A 23626-nucleotide genomic window follows, 5' to 3' on the forward strand; every position below is an offset into this window, starting at 1 on the left:
CCCGCTTTCGAAAGCGGGCTTTTGATGTGTCAGGGACGAAAGAAACTTTTACTGTTTGGCGTGAGCTACGCTTGAAACTCCTGTCTTTTTCCGAAGACAACAGTTTTACAATCTACTTCAATACCATCATCGTTAGACTTTACCGTGGAGACAAAAATTCCGGGTTCAAAGGCTCGTTCCTTGAGAATGTTCACCTTCTGCTCGTCAGGGATTGTCATATGAGCCTTGATTGAAAAATTGAGTTCCACGATTACATTTCCTGGCTCATCAGAGAGGAGCTTCGTAATCATGCCGTAAATTGGATAGGTCTGTCCGATTTCGATCTCACCGCTGGCAACTTCCAGCCCAAACTTTTCGAAGAAATTCTGGTCTTTGGCATCTGTTAAACTCATGGTGTCCCTTCTATGTTGTTGTTTTTGATACTTAACACATCCTAATAATGAATCAGTAGAATTAGCCCGAGTGCTTCAGAAAATAGGATAGTTTTTTTTGTACCTCGCTAACCCACTGTAAGAATGAGATATTTTGGGGGCTTATTTTATGTCAGCGGATAGAGCTGGCAGATTTTCAGCCTTTTTTAGCCGCTGAAAGTCGTACCATTCACACGACCTACGAAATTTCTGTAAAGAGGTATGCCAGAAAGAAAATCCCAACGCTTGCCACTGAAGTTGCTGTTATAGGACCCACGCCTTTCTCGGTTCGGAGGTATACCTGCTGTACAATCGAAATCAAATTGTTTACCAACCAGTAGAGCACTAATCCTGACGGAAATGGAAAAATGATGAACATGCCAGTAAACATCACTGGCATAAGAAGCATGATTTTTCTTTGCTGCTCATCCATATTGGATGGCATTAGCCATTGCTGGAGGAACATGCTGATTCCCATCAGAATAATCATAAGAGGAATTGGAATACCAAATAGCATAAGCGCTTCGGGGGCTGAAAGGTCGGTAATCCAGAAAGCAAAGGGTGCGTGACGGAGCTCCGTTGCATTCAAGAGGGCATTATACAATCCGAGAAATACTGGAATTTGGATAAGCATAGGGAGACATCCACCCATGGGATTTACTCCCTTTCTCTTGTAGAGCGCAAACATTTCTTGATTGAGCTGATTCGCGTCTTTGATCCGTTCACGAAGCGCCTTAATTTCTGGTTGAATTTCTTGCATCGCTTTCATGGACTTTAAACTTACTTGGGAAAGCGGTAGGAATAGAAATTTAATAGCGAGGGTTAGCGCGATGATTGCTAATCCATAATTCCCAAGGAAGCCATAGAAGAGATTGATTACGCTAAGCAGGGGGATTGCGAGAAATGAGAAGAATCCAAGGTTAACGCTTCTATGCAGCTCTTTGAAGTCCATTTGTTTGAGTTGGGAATAGTTCTTCGGACCCAGATAGACTTGTGCCTCAACTTCCTGTGGTGTTCCTTCCACTGAGAGAGAGTAGTTATTACCATCACGGCTTGCGGACATTGTTTGAGCTCTATCTTTTGCTATCAGCGCGGCCATAAAGTATTTATCGCCTAACGCTCCCCAACGCGCATCGCTAAGATTCTTATTTCCTTTTGGTCGACCGAGGTCATCCTCTAGAGATGTCACTTGCTCATGTTCAACTTTGTCGTCAGTAGTGAGAAAGGAGAAACTGATCGGATCGTAGGTGCGACCAACGAGTTCTTCAGGGATAAATGTCCACCACGAGAGTTTGAGTGGCGTAGTTCCTGCAGGAGGAGCGGCAAGGCTTGCTTTGACATCAATAACGAACTTGCCTCCGATGAACCGATAGGCTTTTGTATACGTTCCCCCGTCTTTTAGCTCCACCCGATAGGTAACGAACAATTCTTCACCATCAGCGAGAGTAACTGTTTGACCGCTAGCAGTCGACCGTATCGCGTTTTGAGTGCTTTGGTTTCTTGCTGTAATGATTGGTTCAGGAAATTCAACTCGAGCATCGCTTCCGCCGAGAAGCTCTACTCGAAATGGCAACGGCGTCCGAGCGTGGCGACCTATGATGCTGTATCTTTCCTCAGAGCCAAGCTGTTTTGAGTGCTCTTCCAATTCGAACGTCAGCATCTGTGCCCCAAGTTGCGATACTTCTGATGTATAGAGAGAAGTTTTAATCTGTAATTTGGGAGTGCTATTGAGCAGTGAAAGGTACTGCTTTGCTGCCTCTTGACGTTGTAATTCTTGCTGTTGAGGAGTCAAGGTACTATCAATCGGGAGTACCTCAGGAGTAGTAGGGAGAGAAGGAGAAGGAGTTGTTGTTTCTGTTGCTACCTGTACTGGATTCTCTTGTGCCCCATTCTCATAGGGAAGGTTGCTTGTGCTCAAAGGTTGCTGGCTTTCAGAACTTATAGATGTGGGAGAGGTCAGTTCTCGTCTTCTGTCCGTCGAAGGCTCTATGAAGATCTGAACGTAGCTGATGATGACAATAAGTGAGAGGAAGAAGGCAAAGGCGGTTCTATTGTCTCCGAAAGGATTTGAGCTTTTATTCATTTGTTTCATACTTCCTTTTGATTTACGAAAATTCCTACCTGTATCCTCGTTTCACTAATTCGCTTGTTGCTCTACCTGAGGAATGTTTTTACTCCGAGTATAATTCGCCTTTTCGTTGTTTGGCACGTAATCAATACCTCCCCTTGCAAAAGGATGACAACGAAGAAGGCGAGTAAGAGCCATGCTTCCCCCGCGAATAGAGCCATGCTCCTTTATGGCCTGAGCCGCATAAGCCGAGCAGGTGGGATAGAACCGACAGCGATCCCCTAGCAGCGGTGATACAATTACTTTGTAGCACCGTATGAAGCAAAGGAGTATTTTCTGTACTAGCGTTCCCACAATTATCCTAGCTTACTCTTTTTAGGCTTTTCGTTTACTGGACTCGTCAACAACAGCCCTCGCTGCTGAAAAGCCCCGCTGAGTTCTGTCATGCAGTCACGAAAAGAGCACTCAACAGCATTTTTCCTTGCAATGATGACAACATCAAGTGTTTGGGTGAGGTTTCCTCTCAAGAGGCGAAAACCTTCTTTGAGCAGTCGTTTGATTCGATTTCGCTGAACAGCTCGTTTATCTACTTTCTTGCTAACGGTCACCGCGAGTCGAGAGCAAGGTGCATATGTTGATTCAAAGCAGATTACGAAGTGTTTTGTATGAATCTTCCTCCCTGCCCTCTGCAGGTGGGTAATCTCCCTTCTTGACGGTATACGCGCTTTTCGCGGAAGAGTACCTTGGGAAACCATTACTCCTGTAACCTCTCTTGTGGCTCTATAACTCGTTGTCGTCTTTTGTGCCTCAGCCTGGCCTTTTTCTTCACGAGTCGGCGCGCTGAAGTCGGCACACAGGGGAGAATTAAAGTTCTTCCTGAAAACTCTGATTGCCGGTAGATCTCTTTTCTCCAATTTTTGATGAATATGAGTCGATTTTACAATCGACCGGCATTGGTGTCTTTATTTGGAGCGCGATGCTTTGTTTACTTGTAATGACCCTTTCGTGGGGTTGAGACAGCTAATCGATGCCTTCCTTTTGCTCTTCTGGAGTTTAACACAGCACGTCCTCCACGAGTTTTCATTCGTGCGCGAAATCCATGAGTTGAGTGGCGGCTCTTGTTGCTCGGCTGGTATGTACGTTTCATCTCTTAAACTCTCTTTTTTTATCTCTCGTCGTCGCTTTGACTTTGTCCTTCTTCTCTCCGCCTCAGAACGTCTCTTTGGTTCTCTACTGGTTAAACAGATATCTGTTGAGCCTCTAGCGGTTCTTGCTCCTTCGTAAATGAAGTGAGCGGCCTTTTCATCTCACAACATTGAAGTGCTAGAGATTAAAAAATAATAGGCTGAAAATCAACTCAGTGAGGCCAGAAGAGGCTCTGTCGGTCTGAAGGAGGAGCAGGCACATGGAATAAGGAGGCCAGCTTCAAGATAAAGATAGTAGGATCAATTACTTAGCCAACTGTCAGCGTCGAGCGCGATATTTAGAGCAGCTTCCCCGTTTCGAGATAGTTCTGAACGTAATCCTCTACCCCTTTTTCAAGCGAGGTTTGAGGAAGGGGGCACCCTGCAGCTTCTAGGTTCTGCATTTCTGCTTGAGTGAAGTATTGATACTGCTCAATCAGATTTTCTGGCATCTCCTTGTAGCGAATTTGAGGTGGTATCCCCAGTGAATGAAAGATCGCATTTGCGAGATCGTTCCATGATCGGGCGTTTCCAGTGCCCAAGTTATAGATGCCATTCGTTCTGATGTTATTTGTAAACCACCACAGTGTGTCGGCGCAGTCTTTTACGTAAATGAAGTCCCGCTTCTGTTCACCATCTTGATAGTCTGTGTGATACGATCGAAAGAGAGAGATTTCTCCCGTTTCTTTCAGTTCATGATATGCTTTATGAACAACAGATCGCATGTTTTCTTTATGCGCCTCGTTGGGACCATACACATTGAAGAAGCGGAGCCCGACAACAGAGTCAGTAACTTTCTTTCGAATGCACCAAAGGTCAAACAGCTGCTTTGAATACCCATAACGATTAAGCGGACGAAAGAGCATGCTTTTTTCTGGATCATCCGAAAAACCAAGAGAACCATCTCCATAAGTCGCGGCAGAGCTTGCATATATAAACCTGACTCCATTATCCAAGCAGTACTCGCAGAGGGTGCGGGAGTAGTGAAAGTTATTTTCCATTAAGTAATCCGCATCTTCTTCGGTGGTGGCGGAGCACGCCCCCATATGAACTATGCAGCTTATCTGTCCTCTGTATCGGCCCAACTCAAGATGTTCCAGGAAGTGATCCTTATGAACGTAGTCGATGTATCCTTTCCCGAGCAGATTAAGCCATTTCGGAGATGTCCCAAGCTCATCGACAACAATAATGTCTTCAATGCCTTCTTGATTGAGTTTGTGGATAAAAGCGCTTCCTATGAATCCCGCTCCACCTGTTACTACGTACATCGCTTATTCCCTTCCTCGTTTTGGATGCTTTCGCAAACTCTTTGTATATCATAGTTTTTTGCCACTGTCCTCCCAATAGGAGGTTTTCTGACGCGTTGAGCAGCCTCTTTCTTGAGGTCGTTCTTACTGAGCATAGAGAGCAGGCTACCTTATTAGAACGCCAAGCAATCTTGTATCTTGCGATCCACTTATACGGCTTGGCTGACGGACATTGCTAATCATGATTGTGTAATGGGTATTTGCTTTCAGTGATATTTCAACGTCTGTATCGCGGATAATCTGAGCCGAAAATATCTCACGCCATTCTTCATCATATATTCGCATGGTCTGTGGATCCCATGGTGTACTTACTGAGAAAGAGGTCGCGCCAGAGCCAGCCACAAAGATAGGGGTAACTCGTTCGGTAATCCAACAGCCAGACTCACCGTCATTTCGCATGGAGCCTACTTCGCACCGTGCTTGAGTAGAGGTTTGCGTTCGCTGGTTGAGTTTTTTGACTGATTGATTTTGCACAAGCTCTTTCAGAATCTTTACCGGGATTTCCTCGCTGTAATTCTGACTCAAGAGAGTAATGGCTGGATTTTGTATAACCCGCTGCCTCTCAGTCACTCCAGCAATCGTGTCTGTTTTTGTATAGAGCCCTGATGTGAGAAGTGAAGCAGCAGCATACTCTGGAAGAATAATTTGTTCGACATCATCCTGAAAAAGTTGTAGCGCATTAGTCTTTTCTATTTGTGCTTCTCGACAACCAATTTGTTTTGCTTGAGTGCTTGATAGCCATAGCTCTGCTGCACAGACCGTTTGTAGTGATGATGAAATGTCTCGAGCAAGCAGCGCATTTCGTGACTCGGGCATTGTTGCCCTCGCTTCTCTCAATGATATGGTCTGAAAGATGGTGAGGAGCAATGCTCCTCCGCACAAAACTCCTCGTAGTGCCCCACGATATCGAATCCGAAGATATAATAGCCACTCTGCAAATAGCCCCGCAAAGATGCAAAAGAAAGGAAGAGCAATGAGCATGTTCCTCTCAAAGTTTGCCTTTTGTGCAATCATCAACCCCATATAAAGCGCTAAGAAAGTGAGAGGGAGTATTGCTTGCAGTCTATCGTGAACTCCGATTTTTCGTGAAAGAATGGGGAGGCATATTCCTAGGAGCGCCATTATTCCTCCGATTGCTCCCACGCCGTTACTGAACAACCACGTGAGATAGTGTGTGGCTTGCGCAAGTCCAGGAGTTGCCTCGTTATCGATATGACCTGCTATGCCATAGTGCCAAATCTCATACGCGAGTTGATTCAAGAATAGGGGGAGCTCAACAAGAATGAATGGAGAGCCTAAAAGAAATCCAAAAATAGCCGCCAGAAGACAGAGAAGAAACTGGATTGGAATCTGTTGACGGAGTTTTTTTGACATGAGAAGTGAGGCGATGAGCGGGACGCAAATGATAGGAAGTGCGTTGTATTTAGAAGAGATAGTCAAACCTGCACATAAGCCGCTTATAAATGTCAGAAGCGAACGAGCGCGCTCTTCACGAAGTGCTTTTATGCTTATTACTGTTGTCAGGAGTGCGAAGAAGGTCACGACAATATCAACACCAATAACAACTCCATGCTCGAGAGTCGTGGGGGAAAAGGCAAAAAGAAGCCCAGCGAAGAGACCGCTTGAACGACTCGCCCCGAGGAGCTGAACGATGCTGTAGATAAAGATTGTAGAGCTCATGAGCAGGAGAAGTCCAAATGCTCTATTCCATTTCACGATACCAGGATGACTTGCTGTAAAAGCGTATTCCCCAACTCCAAGCTTATCCCGAGTTTGTATTTCTTCGATGGTCCGAATGTTTCCTTCCTTTACGTTCCAGAGGAAGCTTGCCATGACTACCGGCATTCGAAGATAGAAGTGCAGTGAGGGTTTGTGAAAATAGTGGGGATTGAAGTCCCCAGACTGAACCATCCGTACTGTACGATTAAAGTGATGAGCCTCATCTTCATGATAAAAATAGGGGAGTCCCACACTAAGTGACGGCAGGTGAATCCAAGCGGTAAACAGTAAAAGCAGAAGAACGGGAAATGCATGAGCTTGAAACACATATGGTTCTTCACTGTGATGATGTTCGTGCTCCACTTCTTGGAGCATTGCTTCTTGAGAATCAGTTCTTCGAGCCGAGTTTTCCATAGCACTGTAAGAGATATTTATTTTACCGCTCTACTTTTACGATTCTGAAGTATGAGCATGTCTGAGTATATGTTCCATTAACCTCTTATCATAGGTCCACAAAAAACGATACAGATTGGAATTCGTGATTGCTTGAGGGATATGGTCTATTGGAGTCATTTCAAGTGTTTGACTACCCCCTCTTCAAAAGCAGCGTTTCGGACTTTATGCTTCAATGTGATTTAGGCTGGCGATTCAGTTGATGCAATAACTGCTGCTCCTACGCTATCGCCCCAGACATTGACTGCAGTTCTCAGCATATCGAGAAGACGATCAACAATAATCACGAGCATTATTCCTTCTTCGGGCAGCCCTACGGTATTAAGTATCAACACCATCATGATCAGCCCTGCTCCTGGAATTCCAGCTGCACCAACGGCAGAAAGCGTTGCCGTGAGAAAGATAAGTATCTGGTGAGAAAACGTGAGCTCTGTTCCAAGCATGTTAGCAATAAAAACTACAGCAATTGCCTCGTAAATAGCAGTTCCATCCATATTAATTGTGGAACCTAACGGCGCTACAAAGCTGCCTATACGGGTTGGCACGCCGGCTTTGCGTTCCAGGCAGTCAAGAGTAATTGGAAGAGTCGCCGAGGAAGAAGCCGTTGATGCCGCTGATAGAACCGCTGGAGTCATTGCTCGAAAGAGTTTGAACGGACGAACCCCAAAAAATCGTGCAATCAGAGGCAGAAAGATACAGCCATGGATAAGAAGCCCCATCACAACAGTGGCAGTGTATTCCAGAAGAGATTCTCCAAGGAGTGCAAGTTGCCCTTTCAGAAGAAATCCGCCTATCAAGCTGGCAATCAGAGAAAAGAATCCTATAGGGGCAAGAAGCATTGTTTTTTCAATCATCCAGATAATTGCTTCAAAGAGGCCCTGAGCGGTCTCTCTGAGAACTAGCTTGGTGCTTTCATGAGAAAGATGTAAGAGCGCAACTCCGAGAAATAGCGAGAAAAAAATAATTCCGAGAACATTACCATCATGGGCTGCTTGAATGATATTTTTCGGAATAATATTTCTAATAACATCACCAAAGGAGTGGCTAGTGTTCCCAAGCTGGCTGCCGACCTCGGAAGATTCTAATGATTCTTCTGAGAGCATGCTATGTAGTGAAGAGTCATTGCTCCCGTGAATCCCGGGTTCAATAACGTTCACGAGGCTCAGTCCAATCAGCACAGCAATGCCCGTCGTGGTCATATAATAAAGAAATGTCTTGCCGCCAACTGATGCCAGAGTTCGAGAATCTTTCAGGTTTAAAACGCCACTCAACATTGAAAAGAAAATTACGGGAACAATAAGAAGCGTAAGCAAGCGCAGAAAGAGTTCCCCAATAATGCTGATAGTCATGGCGGTCTGAGGGCTCAGTCCCCCAAAAATTCCTCCAGCAATCATTGAGAGTATTAAGATAGAATTAAAGTATTTTTGATAAATTTGCATAAGCGAATGTGAGGCAAGATGTTGTTTGGGCGGTAAAAGTCTTGCCTTTTTTGGTCTTCGCCTTCTTCAAGAAGACGCGATAATACTCATAGAGCTACTGAAATGAGGACGAGATGACAAGAGTATATCTCGTTTTCTTCCTGTTAGCGTCCTGAACGGAGGAGCTGGAGGGCCGTGCCTTGGTCGAGTTCATTGGTAAGCAAGAGAGTCTCGTATGAAGTCGCGCGAATTTGCTCGGCTACTGATTGAGCGAACTTTTGTAATGCCTCGGTTGAGCGTCCTTTTGAGAGAGCTCTTAGTTCAGCAGGAGCATTCTTAAATGCTCCACGAATTGTTGTAGAGAGTTCATCTAGTACTTTTGTTACATCTTTGAGATCTTGTGATATTTCTTTATGCAGCTCTTGTATGGTCTCTCGAGCAATCATGGAATATCCAATATCAGTAAGTTCTTGTTCAAGTGGATCGATTGTTTCATTTACACCGCGGGATATAGATTTTGTCTTTTTTCGAATTGAAGCCACTGTCTTCGTGGTGTCAATCGCTCGAAATATTTCTTCATTACCTTCGCTGTCTTGTCTTGCAACGCTTATTTGAGTACCCGCGGAATTCATTGAAAGGGAGTGTATTTGCGATGTATTCTCATCGAATGTAGTAGAGTCGAGTAAGATAAGTTCATTATTACGATTTCTGTAAAGGGACACCGTATAGATTGAGTTTTCTTGTTGTAGTACGGCAATTCTATTTCCATTCCCACTAACGCTTGTCTCAATAACATTTTGGATCGAGGTATTATGTATCGTTGGTGATGACTGAGCTTCAGTGACAAAGTGTAGCTGATTTGTCTCATCTGTAGTTGCTAATAGGTTTCCATCAGATGAAATTGAAGTTCCTGTCATAAGAATACTCTTTCCACTGCCAAGATCTACTGTACTTATTGCATCATCAGGAGCGAATCCACTGGTGACGTAGACTTTTGTAGTGGAGGGAGAGCCGTTCTTTGCTGAGTATGCATATCCGGAGTCATAGCTCAGTAGGTTATCTTTCCACCCTCCAGAGACTGCTCTGGTGGTGATCGTATTAGGTGCCGTTGATGAAACATTATAAATATTCAGCGTATCACCAGGCTTTGTATAGGTGACATTAATCTCATCGCCCGAAGAAATCACAGCGCTATGAGGGTGGGTTCCAGCTTGATCGAACAAAAATTCTCCAACATCAAAAGCAACTGTGCCCGTCTCAAGATCGTAGGCTCGCAGGCTGGTTACCTTTGGATCATCGTTTTTATCTTCAATGAGGGCATATCTTCCATTTGAAGTCACATCAATAATCGCATTATCAATACTGGATTCGACTTTTGTAGCTTCATATCCGGCGAGTCCTAAATCTTGTTTCGTAAACCCCTCGAGACCATCGGGATTCGTGTTGCCATAGTTAGCTGTTGTTGAAAAGAAGGCATCTCCACCTACGATCCCTCCAAGCTGGGGGTTGAATATCTGACTCCCTCCACTATTGTTCGCTTCGTTACTGAGCTGGATAGTAAGAGCCCTATTTGTAGAGCCTACTGCATTAGAACGCTTGCCATATGCCGGGGAGGCAAGCACTCCGAAGTATTCCTCTGAGCCAGATTGTTCAGCAGAGAATCCAAAGATAGATGCTGTTGAAGAGGGAGTAATATTCTCAAGATTGAGGTTGCCTGAATAAACGATTGCCCCTGATGTTCCATAGGATGGCTCGCGCACCGTTGCTCTCATCACTCCATTTGATTCATTTTGAATTGCTATAAATTCATTTGCACCATCATTATCTACATCATACGTATAGAGGCCAAATGGAGTATTGCTGCCTGGATTGATAGTGGTTCGTGATCGGAAGGTCCCATCTGCTACTCCAAGTCTAAAAGAAGCCTCGCCGGCTGCACTCGCATTAGTTCCACTCGTGAGTAGGTCTAGCTGGCCATCTCTATTAAGGTCAGTCAATTGTACCTGTGTAGTAGTTTGTGCTTCCTGTGCGTATGTTTGGCTAAGCGTAAAAGTCCCATCTCCGTTGCCAAACAACACGGAGGCATTTCCTGCCGGAGAGCCCGAGCCTGTTGAAGTGACAACGACATCAACCTCGCCATCATTGTTAAGGTCTGCCCGAGCCATTTTTGTGTCAGCAAATGTTACTGTGGTATTCGTGGCAGTTGAGGTCGATGATGTAAATGTTCCACTTCCTTGATTGAGATAGGTTCTGACGCTTCCATTCATGAAATTATCAACTTCAGTTGCAATCAGGTCGGTATCACCGTCCCCCTCTATATCAAAAAGAGAGATTGCGCTGATACTTTTCCCCGAACCAGAAATTGTCGTGGGAGACGCAAGGTTAAATCCTCCTATGCCATCGCCCGAATAGATACGCACTTCACCTGTGCCGCTATCGGAGCCGGCTGTAATCAGATCATCCACTCCATCACCTGTCACATCCCCTACTTGAAGTGCGTAGATGTCAGAAGTACCGGCTACTGTGGTAACGCCGGTGAATGTGCCATCTCCAACACCAGCAGCATAGCCAACAACATCTCCGTTACTCGTTGCCGCTGTGCCACTGCTCGCAAAGCCAATATCTGGACTTCCATCATTGTTGAAGTCTTTTGAAACGAGCTGAGTTACACTACCTGACTCACTTAAAGTGGATGTTATAGCGGCATCAAATGTTCCGTCTGAGTTTCCAAGTTGAGCAGCCAAGGGCGTGTAGGATGCGTTGTTCAAGCCAGATACGATATCCATCTGCCCATCTTGATCTAAGTCGACTAGGATAGAGGTTGCGGCCTGACTATTCGTGGTATTACTATCCCCCATTCTTGTGTAGTAGCCAGTAGATCCGTCGGAGCCAGCATAGAGAACATCTCCCGCTCCATCCGAATCGAGATCTGCGGAAGCGAGAGCAAGGCCAGCATTCGAGCTGCCGCTTTGATATGAAGTGCTACTACCAAATCCTCCTGTTCCATCATTCATGTAGGTTCGTATAAGCCCATTCGTCGACTTGCCGCTTAATCGACCTCCTTGGACGATATCCAGAGCCCCGTCATTATTCAGATCTTGAAGTTGAATATTTCCAGAAACCTCACTGCTATTGGCCTCTGAGAAAGAGGTAGTGAAAGTTCCCGAGCCATCCCCAGCAAATAGAATTCCTACTTGCCCCGTTGTAGTAGTTGCTGCCGCAACCAGATCAGCATTTGCAGAGAGTCCAACCGACCCAACATCCAGTCCAGTAATTGAAGTAGCGGTGAAGGAGTTAGAGGTCGAGGAGCTGAAAGCTCCAGAGCCATTATTGATCAGAGTTGTAATAGTTCCAGTACCAGCATCAGCTGTACCAAGAATAATCTCAGGAGCCCCATCCCCAGTCACGTCGGCTACAGTTAGTCCGTTGGTGACAGTGCTCCCAGACCCTACGAGTTGTGACGACTGTGAGGAAAAACCTCCACTACCATTCCCAAAAAATCTTTCAACAGCCGGCCCAGATTTTCCCATGCCTGAAATGGTAACGTCTTGCGAGCCATCATCATCAAGATCACCAGTGCGGAGATCTATGATGCTGTTCAGAGTCGAGGTTGCAGCAGATGTAACCGTCTCAACACTAAAGGTTCCGTCATCTTGGCCGCTCCAGAAAAAGAGCTTTGTTCCGCTTGAAACAATTGCATCGGTGACTGAATCTCCATCGAAGTCACCAAGAGTCATGCCATTTATGGTAAATCCGCCATCGTCGCCAGATGTTACAGGGCTTTGAAAAGTTCCATCTGCATTTCCTAAAAAGGAAACAATACCGCTTGCTCCACTCCCAGTATCAGCAAACCTCATTACCGCATCGAGATTTCCATCGCTGTCAACATCTACTAGTTGAGGAGTTCCAAGCGATGTATAGGTAAAAGACTCACCGCTTGTCTCAGACCCAAGCGTTCCAGGATAGGTTGTCAGAGTAATATTGCTATCAGAAGTTGTTGCCGATCCACTAGAAAACGCTCCCGTGGCAGGGGTTTGTGAAATCCCACCAAGTCGAATAACAAATTCTGGATCAGACGCACCGCCTGAAGCGCTGTCACTACCTGCCTGAAGCGCGTCGGTGATCCCATCGTTATCAAAGTCTCCAGCTTTAAAGAATGCGCTTGTGGTTGAGGCATTTGTTGATGTAACTGGCGTCGAGAAAGTTCCATCACCTCGTCCTGTGAATACATGGGTTACACCACTTCCAGAAAGAGAGCCATTAACGAGAATGTCTTTAATGGCATCATTGTTCAGATCGTTAAGCGAAATCTGAGCATCTGATGAAGCGTCAACATATACGGAATAGGTAGCTGAAGTTTGAAACGTACCATCTCCATTTCCTGTCGCGATGTTAAGAATGCTACTGGTATCACCTCGAATGATACTCAAAGCATCAGTTGTGCCATCATCGTTGACATCGCCAAATGTTGTAGCAATTGTAGTCGGATTACTGCCAAGTGAAGTGTCATTTAATAGAGTTGTTGCAATAGTGCTCCCGAAGTTACCGGCGCCATTGCCTACTCTTACCGCTAGGGTCGCCATATTAGAGACGGAGCTAGATTTTCCGCTGGTAATAATATCAAGATTGTCATCCCCATTTACGTCTTCTATTGCGAGAGCTTCAATGGTTTGTCCGCTGATATTAAAGGTTGTAGGAGAATTAAAGGAGTTTCCAGTTGATTGACTGTAAAGTACATCTGAAGTTGAAGCGGTAAAAATATCTAAGTTGCCATCTGAATTAGCGTCTGCAAGTGCAATTTCAGATGGAGAGGTAATGGCTATATCTCCACCTTCTGAGAATGTTCCTGAGCCACTTCCTTCATAAATCTGGAGAGAACCATCAGTGTTTTTTTCGGCAATAACGTCATGGTATCCGTCACCAGTGAGATCTCCGACGGCGAAAACACCAGTGCCAACGGGTGCGCTATCGAAGCTCTGTTTCGCAATATTCGCAAAAGTTCCATTGCCTTTGCCAAGGTAGGTCGCTATGCCCGTATTGGCATCAGAATCGGTAAAGACACCTACTACATCGAGCTTCCCGTCATGGTTCAGATCCCGAGCGTCTGCCTTACCGAGATAAAGCTGTGTTTCACTATTTACCGCAGTCGGTCCATCGAGCGTGCCTGTAGCTTGTGCGGCTAAAAAGACAGGATTCGTGATGTCAGTTATATCGTATTGTGCAACGGACTTGGCTGTTGGTGACCCTACCGTATGCTGTGAAATAGCGAGATTGTTACCTGTAGAGTTTATCGCTATTTTTCTGTAGTCATGAGTTGAGCCTGTCGGGGCTTGAAGGTCGTAGAGTGCTCGATCTTCGAATCGAAAATAATCTCCGGTGCCAATCTCCAATGCTATCAGATCTTTGCTCAATCCCGCCGCTAGAGCATTGCTATCGCTTGCTTCATTTATTACGAAGGCAACCCGAGTGCCATTATCATTAACACTAAACTGCTCAATAGCAGAGACGCTATCTTGAGCATAGGTCGAGGACGCGATGCGGGTTGCAGAAGGCTTCGAAAGAGTCGAATCAAAGTAGAATAGGTCATCTGTAGCTCCATTGGCACCTAGGCTTGTTGCATCTGAGGTAAAAAAGATTTTTCCATCTGAGACTTGCATTTGAGAAATAGTGCCACCTGAGACGGACAGACTTTCAAAAGAGCTATCGTTCGTTTGCTTATAATAAATTGTTGTATTGGCTTCGTCTAAATAGGCATAGCTCCCAGCGAGTGGGGCAACATCTGCTTTTACTGAATCATAAGAGGTATCAAGAGTAGTCAGAGTTAAGTGGTGTACGGGTGCATTGGAGTTGAGCATTGAGTAAAACTGCAGTACGGCTTTGTCGCTGTCTCCAGTTGAAACCAGAGCAAGTAGCCCGGCGCTATCTACCGCGAGTAGGCGTTGACTATAGTCCGCAATATCAGCTTGAACCGAAATTTGATCACTTTTCGTTGCTGTACCAATAAGAGCATTCCCGCTGGAGTTGCCTGTATATTGAGCTTCTGTTCCAAACAGAATATTGCGTGTTACGGAATCAGTGGTTTTCAGGAACGGAACGCCTTGACCCAGATTGTTTTCTTCTTGAGTTACCTGTTGATTCCGAAGAGGATTCTGTTCACGAACCTTCTTTTTATATCGAACAGTTGCCCCTTCGACATCTTCGTATCCGAGAATCGAATCTGAACCAGCAAGTCGCTTAAAAGTCGATGAGAGACGGCCAGCAAGCTCTTTTTCGAGACCTGCAAATTCTAATAACCCCGTGAGTTCATCTTTATTAAGAAAATCAACACCATCTTTGGAGGAGTTGTCCAGGAGCTCCTGAAAGTCTTCGATTTTATCCTGAAATCGTCGATTTATCGATTTTCTTTTTGAGTTGCTTGTAGAGTCAAGTGATGCAGATTCAGCGAGCTCAAATAACTCATCAGTGAGACCAAGGAGTTCTCCGAGTTTGTCTTTCGCAGTAGCAAGTGTGCCGAGTGCATAGTTAAGGCGTAGCAGCGAGATGCTAGAGCCACTATTGTTCTGAAGATCAAGGAAGGTGAAAGAATCGTTGCCAAAGCGTATGCGACCGTTCACAGCAAAGGACTGCTGTGGACGAACGGTAATGCTACTCGATGAAGAGATAGCGTCTGTACTTCGTACACCGGTCATACTTCTACATCTACTTCAAGCTGCTACTACAACTACAAGAAACAAAAACAGACTCAAATCGAACTTAACTATGGAGTAAGACGGCATTTTTTATTGGAAACTTGTGGGCTAAACAGCTGAAAGCCCTACCTAGAGGAAAAATACGAAGATCATTTAATAATCCGTAAGAAAATCTCACATGTCCTTCGTATTTATAAGAGTTTTTGTGCGCGCTTTTCCTATTTGATTGTCAAGAAAGAGAAGTGCGCTCATATCATCGGCAGCCAGAGAAAGCCTTTGGCAGAGCTCTTGTAGTTGGGCAATCTCTTCCACTTGCTCATCAAGAAACCAATTCAGAAAGCTGCTTGTTTGAAAGTCGCGTTGTTCATGAGCAAGTTGCTTGAGATGAAGGATTGCATGAGTGACGTCTTGTTCGAGAGTTAGTGCATATTGAAGTGCTTCCAAGGGAGTTTTAAATGAAGTCTCTGCTTGTTGAATATCATATATTTCTACTACTGCATCTCGCTCTAAGAGGTGAGACATGATTTTGTCTGCGTGAGTTAGCTCTTCTATTGCTTGTTGTTTACTCCAGCGAGCAAAGCCATTGAGGCTTTTTTGGGTGAAAAAGAGATGTAACCCATAGTAGGCATAGGAGGCTGAAAGCTCGCGTTGTATTTGTTGTGCTAGCTGGTTTGTCACTTCTGTAGTAATCATATAGCGCATTTTTTGAAATACGGTGATGGGGGAAGTGAAATAGATATGTCGAACAAAATAAATGATGAAGATAAGGTTTTCATCAAGAAAGTCTACGAATGCCCCGTGTTCTACGTTGAAGAGCAGCAACCGACTGATACATCAAGGAAGCGATTTGCAGTAAGACACCCAGGGGCGGCGGTATTTTTGCCAATTACCGATACGGGTTCGATTCTTTTTGTTCAGCAATATCGGATGCCGATTGGTCGAGAGTTGATAGAAGCTCCTGCTGGTACACTCGAATCTGGGGAGCTTCCACTTCACTGTGCCCAGCGAGAGATCCAGGAAGAGGTCGGTATGCGGGCTGAAACGTGGCATGAGCTTGGTACTCTCTATCCAGCTCCAGGTTTCTGCGATGAATTGCAGTATTTATTCATTGCAAGAGACCTTACTCCCTCCTCTCTTCCCGCTGATGCAGATGAGAATATTACGGTAATTGAGATGGAGAGGGATGAAATATTTATGAGAATTGCATCTGGTGATATCTGTGATGGAAAGACTATTGCGCTACTTCTTCGAGCACAGCTTTTAAGGCTTATCTAATTGATACTCATTATGCCGCTTGAGGGAGCTCAGGAGAGCTTCTTGTCTCTTTACGAACAAGGGCGTTAGCGGAGCTAAATGAAAGTTTAATATTTTGAATGCTAACCCCTTTATCACCGCTTCTATTGGAATATTCGTGCGTGATTGAGCCTTGAATAATTAGGAGCTCACCCTGAAGCATTAATGGTTCTTCAGAGATAATGTGAACATCTTCCTCTCTCTCTATAGTACAGATACCATCAAAAACTACTCCTTCTGCTGTATGATCAATGCAAGCCTCTGATATAACAATCTCTTTGCCAATAAGTTCTCTGAGGTTTGTAGTAGCGGAATTCTCTAGGCTCTCAGATGCGAGAAGTGACTGGAGTTTGGAGTGCTCGTCAAGAAGGTTTTGAGGGATAAGGTATCCATCAAGATCTTGAATTGCACCCAATGCACCATGAATCTTTTGATCTGAGGCTTTATCGCTCCCCACGTGAAGCGAGTCTATAACTCGGTCTGCTTCTTGTTCTGCGTTGTTCTGTTCTTGACTTACCGTAGTCATGGTTCCTTCTTTCTCTCTGTCGAGATAGCTTTTGCCGTGCAGTTCTCCCTTTGCCGTTGTTATTGAGCTTTCCGGTGTCGATGTGTCTTAGAGATTTCAGGAAGGAGATACTGGAGATTCGCAGAATAAAACTACAATGTTTCTAGTAAGTTAAGAAAAGACTCAATCTCTAAAACGCCAAAGAATGGGGGGGTAGTGGGGCTCAGGAGGTTCGATGCCTGAAGTTCTACGGCGAGAGAGCCATCTGAATAGTCAACAATAAGCCGGTCAACAACTTCTGGAACATATCCAAATGAAAGCGCTTTAAAGAGAGACTGATATCGCTCAAGTCCGCACCTAAAATGCTTTAATGAAAAAGGAATAATTTCTCCGAGGCTTTTTGCTTTCAGGAAGCGCGGGGCGTGGAATGACCTTTCACTTGTAACTGAGTGCTCAATATGGCTATTGGAGAAGCGCAGGAAAGGGGTGTTGATACGGAAGGTTATTGGCTCTACCCCATGATTAGCAGCACCTTGCACAAAGAGTATCTCTTGCTCAGATGGCTTTTGATCATCGGGAAAGTTCTCGAGGAGAAGGTTTTGCTTGTCGCGACCTTTTAAGTCAACGATTGCTTTTCCTGTGAATACATTTTCCGGAATCACTTTTTTCATAAGGTGATCGGTAAGAAGGCTACAATTTGCCTCGGAAATGGTACCAGATGCTGTCCACGTTCCCGACCATCGCTTTTGAAAGAGATTTTTTTTAATGTTCTGTGTTATCTGCATCTGTTCGGATCTGATCTATTGTTCAATAAGTTAGCCGTTTTTCCAGTTTTTTGCGAAAAAAATTTTACCAAATACGAAACAAAAAGAGTTAGTGTTCGACCAAATCTCGTTCGATTCATGCTTTTGTCTAGTCTTATTCTATCTGAATCAACACTGCCAGAGCCTGATTGAACTATTTCTTGATAGGAAAATCTTGACCATGCTCACAATTCACGTACTCGAACGAGGAGCGAAAGAGAGGGAGTCATTAACGACTTGGTTTCATGGGCTCTTACATGAAGAGAATGCAGAGATAGAGTTCGTTCCACGAGTTGACCTAAAGCCAGTTTCTCTAGAGGAGCTTCAGTTTGCAGGAACACCAGACCTTTGCATTCTTGGTCCAGCCCTTCTAGAAGAGGATCTTACGTGCATTAGAAAAATTCGAGAAGTCATCAAGAAAGTTCCCCTTCTTGCCTGTACCTCTCCTCGGCTAGAGTCTCTTGCGCATGTCGAGCAACTTGCTCGGCTAGGCGTGAACGATACCATTTCAATGCAAGATGTCAGTCTCACATTTCTTCGAAAGTTGATTCTTCTCTCTCGCAACAAAAAGGAAGAGCGAAAGGCGAAGCTCGTCGTTGTGGAAAGTGGCAAAGGTGGCGTGGGGGTAACAACCGTCGCGGCAGCGCTCGGAGAGTTGAGCTCTTTATATGGGAATAAGACAGTACTTATTGACTTGGATTTTGAAACCCAAGATCTGACCCGCTTTTTACAAGCCCCTCCATTTGTTAATGAGAACTTTCAGCTTATTCTTGAGGGGAGCCGTCCCTTATGTGATGAAGCTGTTGAGCAGTGTTTATGCCAAGTTTGGGAAGATGACCCATCGCTTTTTCATATTGCACCTCCTCCCGAGAGCGAATTGCTCTATGCAAGCGACTCAAAAACAGTGCGTCTCTTTCTAGCGTTTCTTGAATTTCTGGATGAGCGTTTCGAGTGCATCGTTATTGATAGTGGATGCATGCGTGGAGCGTTACAAAAAACATTGCATCGCGTAGCCGACGAAGTCGTCTTTATCCTGAATAATGATCCTGCAACACTTTATGCATCTGTAGATCGCTTTAGAAAAGTTCAAGAGAATACGTCATCTTCTGGTCGACTGACTATTTTAGACAATGGCTGTGGCTCTGGATTGCCTCGTCGCCTACTTATTTCTGAATTTGAACGGGTGCTTACCGGAAGCGAGAAATCGTGGGCACCGTTCGGAATTCCTTTTTGTCGACGTGCCGCTAAATGGCCGGCCTCAGGAGGAACATTTTTATCACTATCGCGAAACTCAGCGAAGGATGCATTTGAGCAACTAGCCATTCAACTAGAACTTGTGAATGAAGATGACTCTGAAGGCAGTCTCTTTCGTCGTTTTATGGCTCGAATTCAGAAAAAGAGAGGCGATAGTGCCTCTGTGGCGCAGAGCGAAGAGCATCCCATAATTGCTGCAGCGGCACAGGATCGCAAGAAAGATATCCTCACGCATGTGAAAGCACTGCCGGAGCCGAAGGTAATGCGAGATTCTGGCGTTCGCAGTCCGTGTCTTATTGACCTGATGCAGCAGGAGGAGTGTTCAGAGCAGGAAAGAGAGGAGAAAGAGAGAGCCGACAATAACGATGAGTCAGACTCAAAAAGCAAGAAGAGCTTTGACGCTAAAGATGCGAACTCTCTCCCCACAAAAATTCCCGAAGAAAGTGGCTTTACAATCGGCGACCTGATCTCGGGAGTAACGATTCGTTAAGATAATTTCTGACAGGTTTTGCATTCTTTTTTCAAGGTTTTGAGTGCGTACCGTTGATAATCATGAAGATGCTCAACGATACGACAGACAAAAAACCAAAAAGGAAAAAAACATGAAAACGAAATTAAAAACACAACTCAAAAAATATCATCGAAAGGAAGACGGGCTTACTCTTCTTGAGTATGCAGCTGGTGCAGCCTTTGTACTCATGATTTCGGCTGCGGCGTTTGCCGTTCTTCAGACAGGAGTAACCGGGCTTTTCGGTAGCATTTCTGCAAATATCGATACAATCTCGACCAATACAGCGATTGGGAACTAACACAATAGCCTAGAGAAGAACGTCGGGGGTGTATTATGCCATCGAGACGGGTTGCACGTATTCGTTCACGAAGAAGTAATCAGAATGTCTTGGGATTCGGAATGCTCGCTATAGCGGTCGTTGTCGCGAGTGTAATCTTTTCTGTGCAAGGAGATGGCGCGGTATCTGCGGATATAGTAACTGTTCATCCAGTTGTTGGTCAGTTCGATACCGTGCCGATCCCCGTGCCGATTGAGCCTGTTTCGGCGGGTACAATCCTAAAGGATATACGATTTCAGAAAGTGGCGTTTCCTCGTCATCAGATACCAGTTGGTGCAGTATTTGATATCGAGCCGTTTTTAGCATCGATGGCTATTGCGCCCCTTCCAGCCAATCTTCCAATATTCGAGAAGAACTTGAGTGTTAATCCTAGCGCCTCGAATCCCGTTATCAATCGGATTCCCGATGGCATGAGGGCTATTACCGTGAAAGTGGATGCAACTGGAGCGGTTGAGGGTTGGGCAAGTAGTGGTGCAATAGTTGATGTCTTGTTGGTTACCGCTCAGGGAACTCGTGTGGTTGCTGAAAAAGTTCGAATTTTATCGGCAGCTCGTTCTGTTAATCCGATTCAGAATTCAAGTAGTAATCGCGTACCCAGCACCGTAACGCTATTGGTCACCCAAGAACAGGCGTTAACAATTACGACAGCTTCTCCACACGGAAAAATTGCCTTTGCGCTCAGAAGTTTAGGAGATGAGGGACGTTGGAGAGAGCGAAGCTATGACCGTCAACGGCTTCAAGGAGAAGGGGCGATAAAACCTGAAGAGAGAGTGACTGGTTATTTGAGAGTGGAAGGAAAGAACTCACGTCAGTATTCGTTAACAGGAAATAGGTGGATTCGAACCGAAGTAACGCCATCAAACTGGTTAAAAGATGAAGAGGATTAATGCGTAGAATTACTCCTGAAGAGCTTGAAGAGATTGTTCCTCATCGTAGCTCTGGACAAATGCTTGCCTTGCCAGCTCCTCGAGAGGAAGGACTAACACCCTCGCTTATCCACATTCTTCAAGAGGTGCAGCGCGAGTTGGGTCGTCAGGAGTCTGAGTCGACGAAGCAAAGCCTCTCTCAACATGATCTTGTAGAATTGGTTTATTCAGTTTCTCGCCAACAAGGTTTTGAGATAAGCAACTTTGAGCGAGATCAAATTTTGGCACAACTTGAACGCGAGAGTCGTCCGTTTGGGGTGCTTCAGGATCTCATTAATGCGCCTGATATTTCAGATATTATTGTGCATGATAGCCGGCAAATTTCTTTTCAGCGTGGACGAAATACGTATTCGACGAACCTTCGATTCTTCAATCAGGAGGCTTATGAAACGTTTGTCGAGCGAATTTTGCAAAAGGCGGGAACTTCATACTCGACAAAAAAACCAGTCGCCGACGGAATGATCGGGAGTCTTGCTCGAGTTCATGCTGTTCATCGCTCGTTATGCGATACTGGACCTTATTTAACAATTCGACTCAATCGCTTTGGGACAGTATGCATTGAAGACCTTGTTAAAAAGGGCTTAGCTCCAGAGCCTATCTTGCGATATCTCTCGCTTCTCATTCGGGGCGGTCATACCGCCTTCATTGTTGGAGAAGTCGGAACAGGTAAAACGACTCTAGCGCGAGCTCTTGCGAGTAGTGTTCCACATGAAGATTCGATACTCGTCATCGAAGATACCCCTGAAATACGCCTAGAACATCCACAAACTCGGTATATGACTACCCGAGAGGCAAATACCGATGGTGAAGGGCGCGTTTCTCCTGCTGAATGTATTCGAGCAGGAATGAGAATGGCGATGAATCGCATTATTTTTGGCGAAATCCGTGATTGTGAAGCTGCGGAGGCGTTTGTTGATGTTTGTGCTTCTGGGCATCCAGGACTTTCTACGATTCATGCAAAAAGCGCCACAGATGCAATCACTCGATTGGAGCTTTTTCTTGGGAGAGCGCAGCGCGGAGTTGGTCGTGACGTTCTGATTCAGCAGATCGGTACTGCGGTACAAGTTGTTGCATTTATAAATATCTGCCGGCGGACTGGACAGAGACGTATTATGGAGATTAAAGAGCTTGGCGCCGCTTCTGATGGTGTTTTGCGTCAGCGTGATATTTTTCTTTATGACAGGGATGCTTCTACTCCAACCTGGCAACTTGTGTCGCGAGTTAGCCAGTTTCGTTCTGAGCTCGAAACAGGAGAGCATCCGCTCTACTTGTCACATCTGCCTGATAGGCTCGAGTTGCCTGCTGAATGTGCTTTTCAAGAAGGAATGAAAGCAGCATGAGAGGCGTAGCAGGACTTTCATCTGGACGTAGTGAGGTTATACGTCTCAGAGAGCTTCTTGGTAGTGGAGCGAAAAACCGTTGGATTGCCGAGCCTTCTAAGAAGTACTCGCTTTGTCATAAACCAGATTCAATACTGAGAAGATTATATCCGTCAACAATTTGTAGATATGCTGATATCTCCGAGAGGAGGCAGAGATGCTGGTTCATCTTTTTGGTATTTTCGGGGCTCGGTTCAGTTCTTTTGGGCTTTTATCTACAGTTTTCATTCTTCCTTCTTCCGCTTGCCTGCTATGCGATGCAGCGTCATGCCCTCGAGCGTAGATGTCAGGGAAGACAAGCAGATTTTGACCGCGACTATGCTGCACTCCTGATGTCGCTGTCCTCTGGTATGAAGACCGGGCTCGATCCACTGATTGCCTTAATTCAATCAGCGCAACTCTTTCAAGAGAACTCTATTATGCGCTCCGAGTTAGAATCAATCCAAAGCGCGTTAGAAGAGGGAGCCAGTGAAGATGATGCGATAGCCATCTTTGGTGCTCGAGTGCGACATCCCGATATTAAGCTTTTTCGCATGGCATTTACTCTTGCACGAAAAGAGGGTGCAACCTTATCACACTGCCTGAGGAGACTGGCTCGAGTCGTCCGACAACGACAGTCGTTTAGGAGGAAAACGAGAGGAGCTGTTGCGATGCAAAAACTATCAGCATTTGGGATTGCGGGATGCACGCTGCTAATTGGAATCATTCAGGGGATGACGAATCAGCGGGCGTTTGTGGAAGCGTTTGTTCACCCAATAGGGAGAGCTCTCATCGTCATTGGTATCTCACTGGTGGTAGTCGGCATTGTATGGATGTTGAAGATGGCAAAAATAAGAGTTTAGGAGACATGATAGAGCTCGTTGTACTTTTTGTTTGTATATCGCTTGGCGTATGGCTGCTTGCGAACAGTCGATGGAGTTCCCGTGATGTTCTTCGTGGGCTTGAGGAGCCGTTGATTCATAGGTTTGAAAATACACGCAGCGCGATGAAACGTGATCAGATTTCTCAAAGAAACAGCCACGCTGAATATCGAGCAGCCGGGCTTCTGGACTCTCATGAGCGAAATCAATTTGAACAGCAGGTTCGATACGTGCCTCTCAGTGTCGCGCTCATGCTGGTGTGAATGGCCCGGGGCCGGCTGGTCAGAGTCCGAGCTCGCCCAGGTACTCGTTGGCGATTTCGATTTCAGATGTACTGTCCGGATAGCTCTGCCTGATGCGCTGCCAGTAATCGACGGCGCGCGCCCGGTCGCCCATCTCGCTGTAGACGGTGCCCAGCCTGAGCATGGCGGTCGGTGCTTTCGGGTCCTGCGGATATTCAGCAAGCAACCGCTGCAGGACGGCAAGTGACTGCGGGTAATTGCCCAGGAG

19 protein-coding genes are annotated in these 23626 nt (G+C 45.5%); 6 read left to right on the forward strand and 13 right to left on the reverse strand.

The genetic code is table 11. The features are described from left to right. Nucleotides 1–65 precede the first annotated feature (65 nt). The 10 genes from EBR25_08265 to EBR25_08310 all read right to left on the reverse strand — a co-directional run bounded on the left by EBR25_08265 (nt 66) and on the right by EBR25_08310 (nt 15950). Nucleotides 66–392: a hypothetical protein gene (locus EBR25_08265; protein NBW40981.1), complete on the reverse strand. Its 327-nt coding sequence runs from the start codon at nt 390–392 to the stop codon at nt 66–68. A gap of 217 nt (nt 393–609) precedes the next feature. After that, nucleotides 610–2502 carry a membrane protein insertase YidC gene (locus EBR25_08270; GenBank protein NBW40982.1) on the reverse strand — a complete coding sequence of 631 codons (1893 nt, stop codon included), beginning with the start codon at nt 2500–2502 and terminating at the stop codon, nt 610–612. A gap of 45 nt (nt 2503–2547) precedes the next feature. Next, a complete protein-coding gene (yidD, locus tag EBR25_08275) occupies nt 2548–2832 on the reverse strand; it encodes a membrane protein insertion efficiency factor YidD (GenBank protein NBW40983.1) in 285 nt (94 codons plus the stop codon). 2 nt (nt 2833–2834) lie between these two features. Next, nucleotides 2835–3233 carry a ribonuclease P protein component gene (gene rnpA, locus EBR25_08280; GenBank protein ID NBW40984.1) on the reverse strand — a complete coding sequence of 133 codons (399 nt, stop codon included), beginning with the start codon at nt 3231–3233 and terminating at the stop codon, nt 2835–2837. A 230-nt stretch (nt 3234–3463) separates the two neighbouring features. Beyond that, nucleotides 3464–3625, reverse strand: a complete 162-nt coding sequence (gene rpmH / locus EBR25_08285) for a 50S ribosomal protein L34 (protein NBW40985.1) — start codon at nt 3623–3625, stop codon at nt 3464–3466. Between the two features lie 336 nt (nt 3626–3961). After that, nucleotides 3962–4930, reverse strand: coding sequence for an ADP-glyceromanno-heptose 6-epimerase (gene rfaD / locus EBR25_08290; GenBank protein ID NBW40986.1), 969 nt, complete (start codon nt 4928–4930; stop codon nt 3962–3964). A 144-nt stretch (nt 4931–5074) separates the two neighbouring features. Further along, on the reverse strand, nt 5075–7102 hold the full coding sequence (locus tag EBR25_08295; protein ID NBW40987.1) for a phospholipid carrier-dependent glycosyltransferase: 2028 nt from the start codon (nt 7100–7102) through the stop codon (nt 5075–5077). A gap of 221 nt (nt 7103–7323) precedes the next feature. Then, on the reverse strand, nt 7324–8580 hold the full coding sequence (locus EBR25_08300) for a dicarboxylate/amino acid:cation symporter (protein ID NBW40988.1): 1257 nt from the start codon (nt 8578–8580) through the stop codon (nt 7324–7326). Nucleotides 8581–8723: 143 nt separating this feature from the next. Beyond that, complete coding sequence (locus EBR25_08305) at nt 8724–15248, reverse strand: hypothetical protein (protein ID NBW40989.1); 6525 nt, start codon at nt 15246–15248, stop codon at nt 8724–8726. 174 nt (nt 15249–15422) lie between these two features. After that, nucleotides 15423–15950 carry a ferritin gene (locus EBR25_08310; GenBank protein NBW40990.1) on the reverse strand — a complete coding sequence of 176 codons (528 nt, stop codon included), beginning with the start codon at nt 15948–15950 and terminating at the stop codon, nt 15423–15425. A 36-nt stretch (nt 15951–15986) separates the two neighbouring features. Here EBR25_08310 and EBR25_08315 point away from each other — a divergent pair, with 36 nt between their 5' ends. Then, the gene (locus tag EBR25_08315) at nt 15987–16523 is read left to right on the forward strand and encodes an NUDIX hydrolase (GenBank protein NBW40991.1); all 537 of its coding nucleotides are present in this window, start codon (nt 15987–15989) and stop codon (nt 16521–16523) included. A 10-nt stretch (nt 16524–16533) separates the two neighbouring features. Here EBR25_08315 and EBR25_08320 read toward each other — a convergent pair whose 3' ends face one another. Then, on the reverse strand, nt 16534–17067 hold the full coding sequence (locus EBR25_08320; protein NBW40992.1) for a hypothetical protein: 534 nt from the start codon (nt 17065–17067) through the stop codon (nt 16534–16536). A gap of 131 nt (nt 17068–17198) precedes the next feature. Further along, nucleotides 17199–17831, reverse strand: coding sequence for a hypothetical protein (locus EBR25_08325; GenBank protein ID NBW40993.1), 633 nt, complete (start codon nt 17829–17831; stop codon nt 17199–17201). A 199-nt stretch (nt 17832–18030) separates the two neighbouring features. Here EBR25_08325 and EBR25_08330 point away from each other — a divergent pair, with 199 nt between their 5' ends. The 5 genes from EBR25_08330 to EBR25_08350 all read left to right on the forward strand — a co-directional run bounded on the left by EBR25_08330 (nt 18031) and on the right by EBR25_08350 (nt 23098). Continuing rightward, the gene (locus EBR25_08330; GenBank protein NBW40994.1) at nt 18031–19593 is read left to right on the forward strand and encodes a ParA family protein; all 1563 of its coding nucleotides are present in this window, start codon (nt 18031–18033) and stop codon (nt 19591–19593) included. 112 nt (nt 19594–19705) lie between these two features. Beyond that, nucleotides 19706–19912, forward strand: coding sequence for a hypothetical protein (locus tag EBR25_08335; protein ID NBW40995.1), 207 nt, complete (start codon nt 19706–19708; stop codon nt 19910–19912). 35 nt (nt 19913–19947) lie between these two features. After that, nucleotides 19948–20838 (forward strand): Flp pilus assembly protein CpaB, encoded by an 891-nt coding sequence (gene cpaB, locus EBR25_08340; protein ID NBW40996.1) that lies wholly within the window; start codon nt 19948–19950, stop codon nt 20836–20838. Next, the gene (locus tag EBR25_08345; GenBank protein NBW40997.1) at nt 20838–22217 is read left to right on the forward strand and encodes a CpaF family protein; all 1380 of its coding nucleotides are present in this window, start codon (nt 20838–20840) and stop codon (nt 22215–22217) included. Before cpaB ends, EBR25_08345 begins: the two co-directional genes overlap by 1 nt. Next, nucleotides 22184–23098 (forward strand): hypothetical protein, encoded by a 915-nt coding sequence (locus EBR25_08350; protein NBW40998.1) that lies wholly within the window; start codon nt 22184–22186, stop codon nt 23096–23098. Before EBR25_08345 ends, EBR25_08350 begins: the two co-directional genes overlap by 34 nt. 300 nt (nt 23099–23398) lie before the next feature. Here EBR25_08350 and EBR25_08355 read toward each other — a convergent pair. Continuing rightward, nucleotides 23399–23626 (reverse strand): hypothetical protein (locus EBR25_08355; GenBank protein ID NBW40999.1); only part of this gene is annotated, 228 nt, incomplete at its 5' end.

It is taken from the genome of bacterium (assembly GCA_009926305.1).
Taxonomy (GTDB): Bacteria; Bdellovibrionota_C; UBA2361; order UBA2361; family RFPC01; genus RFPC01.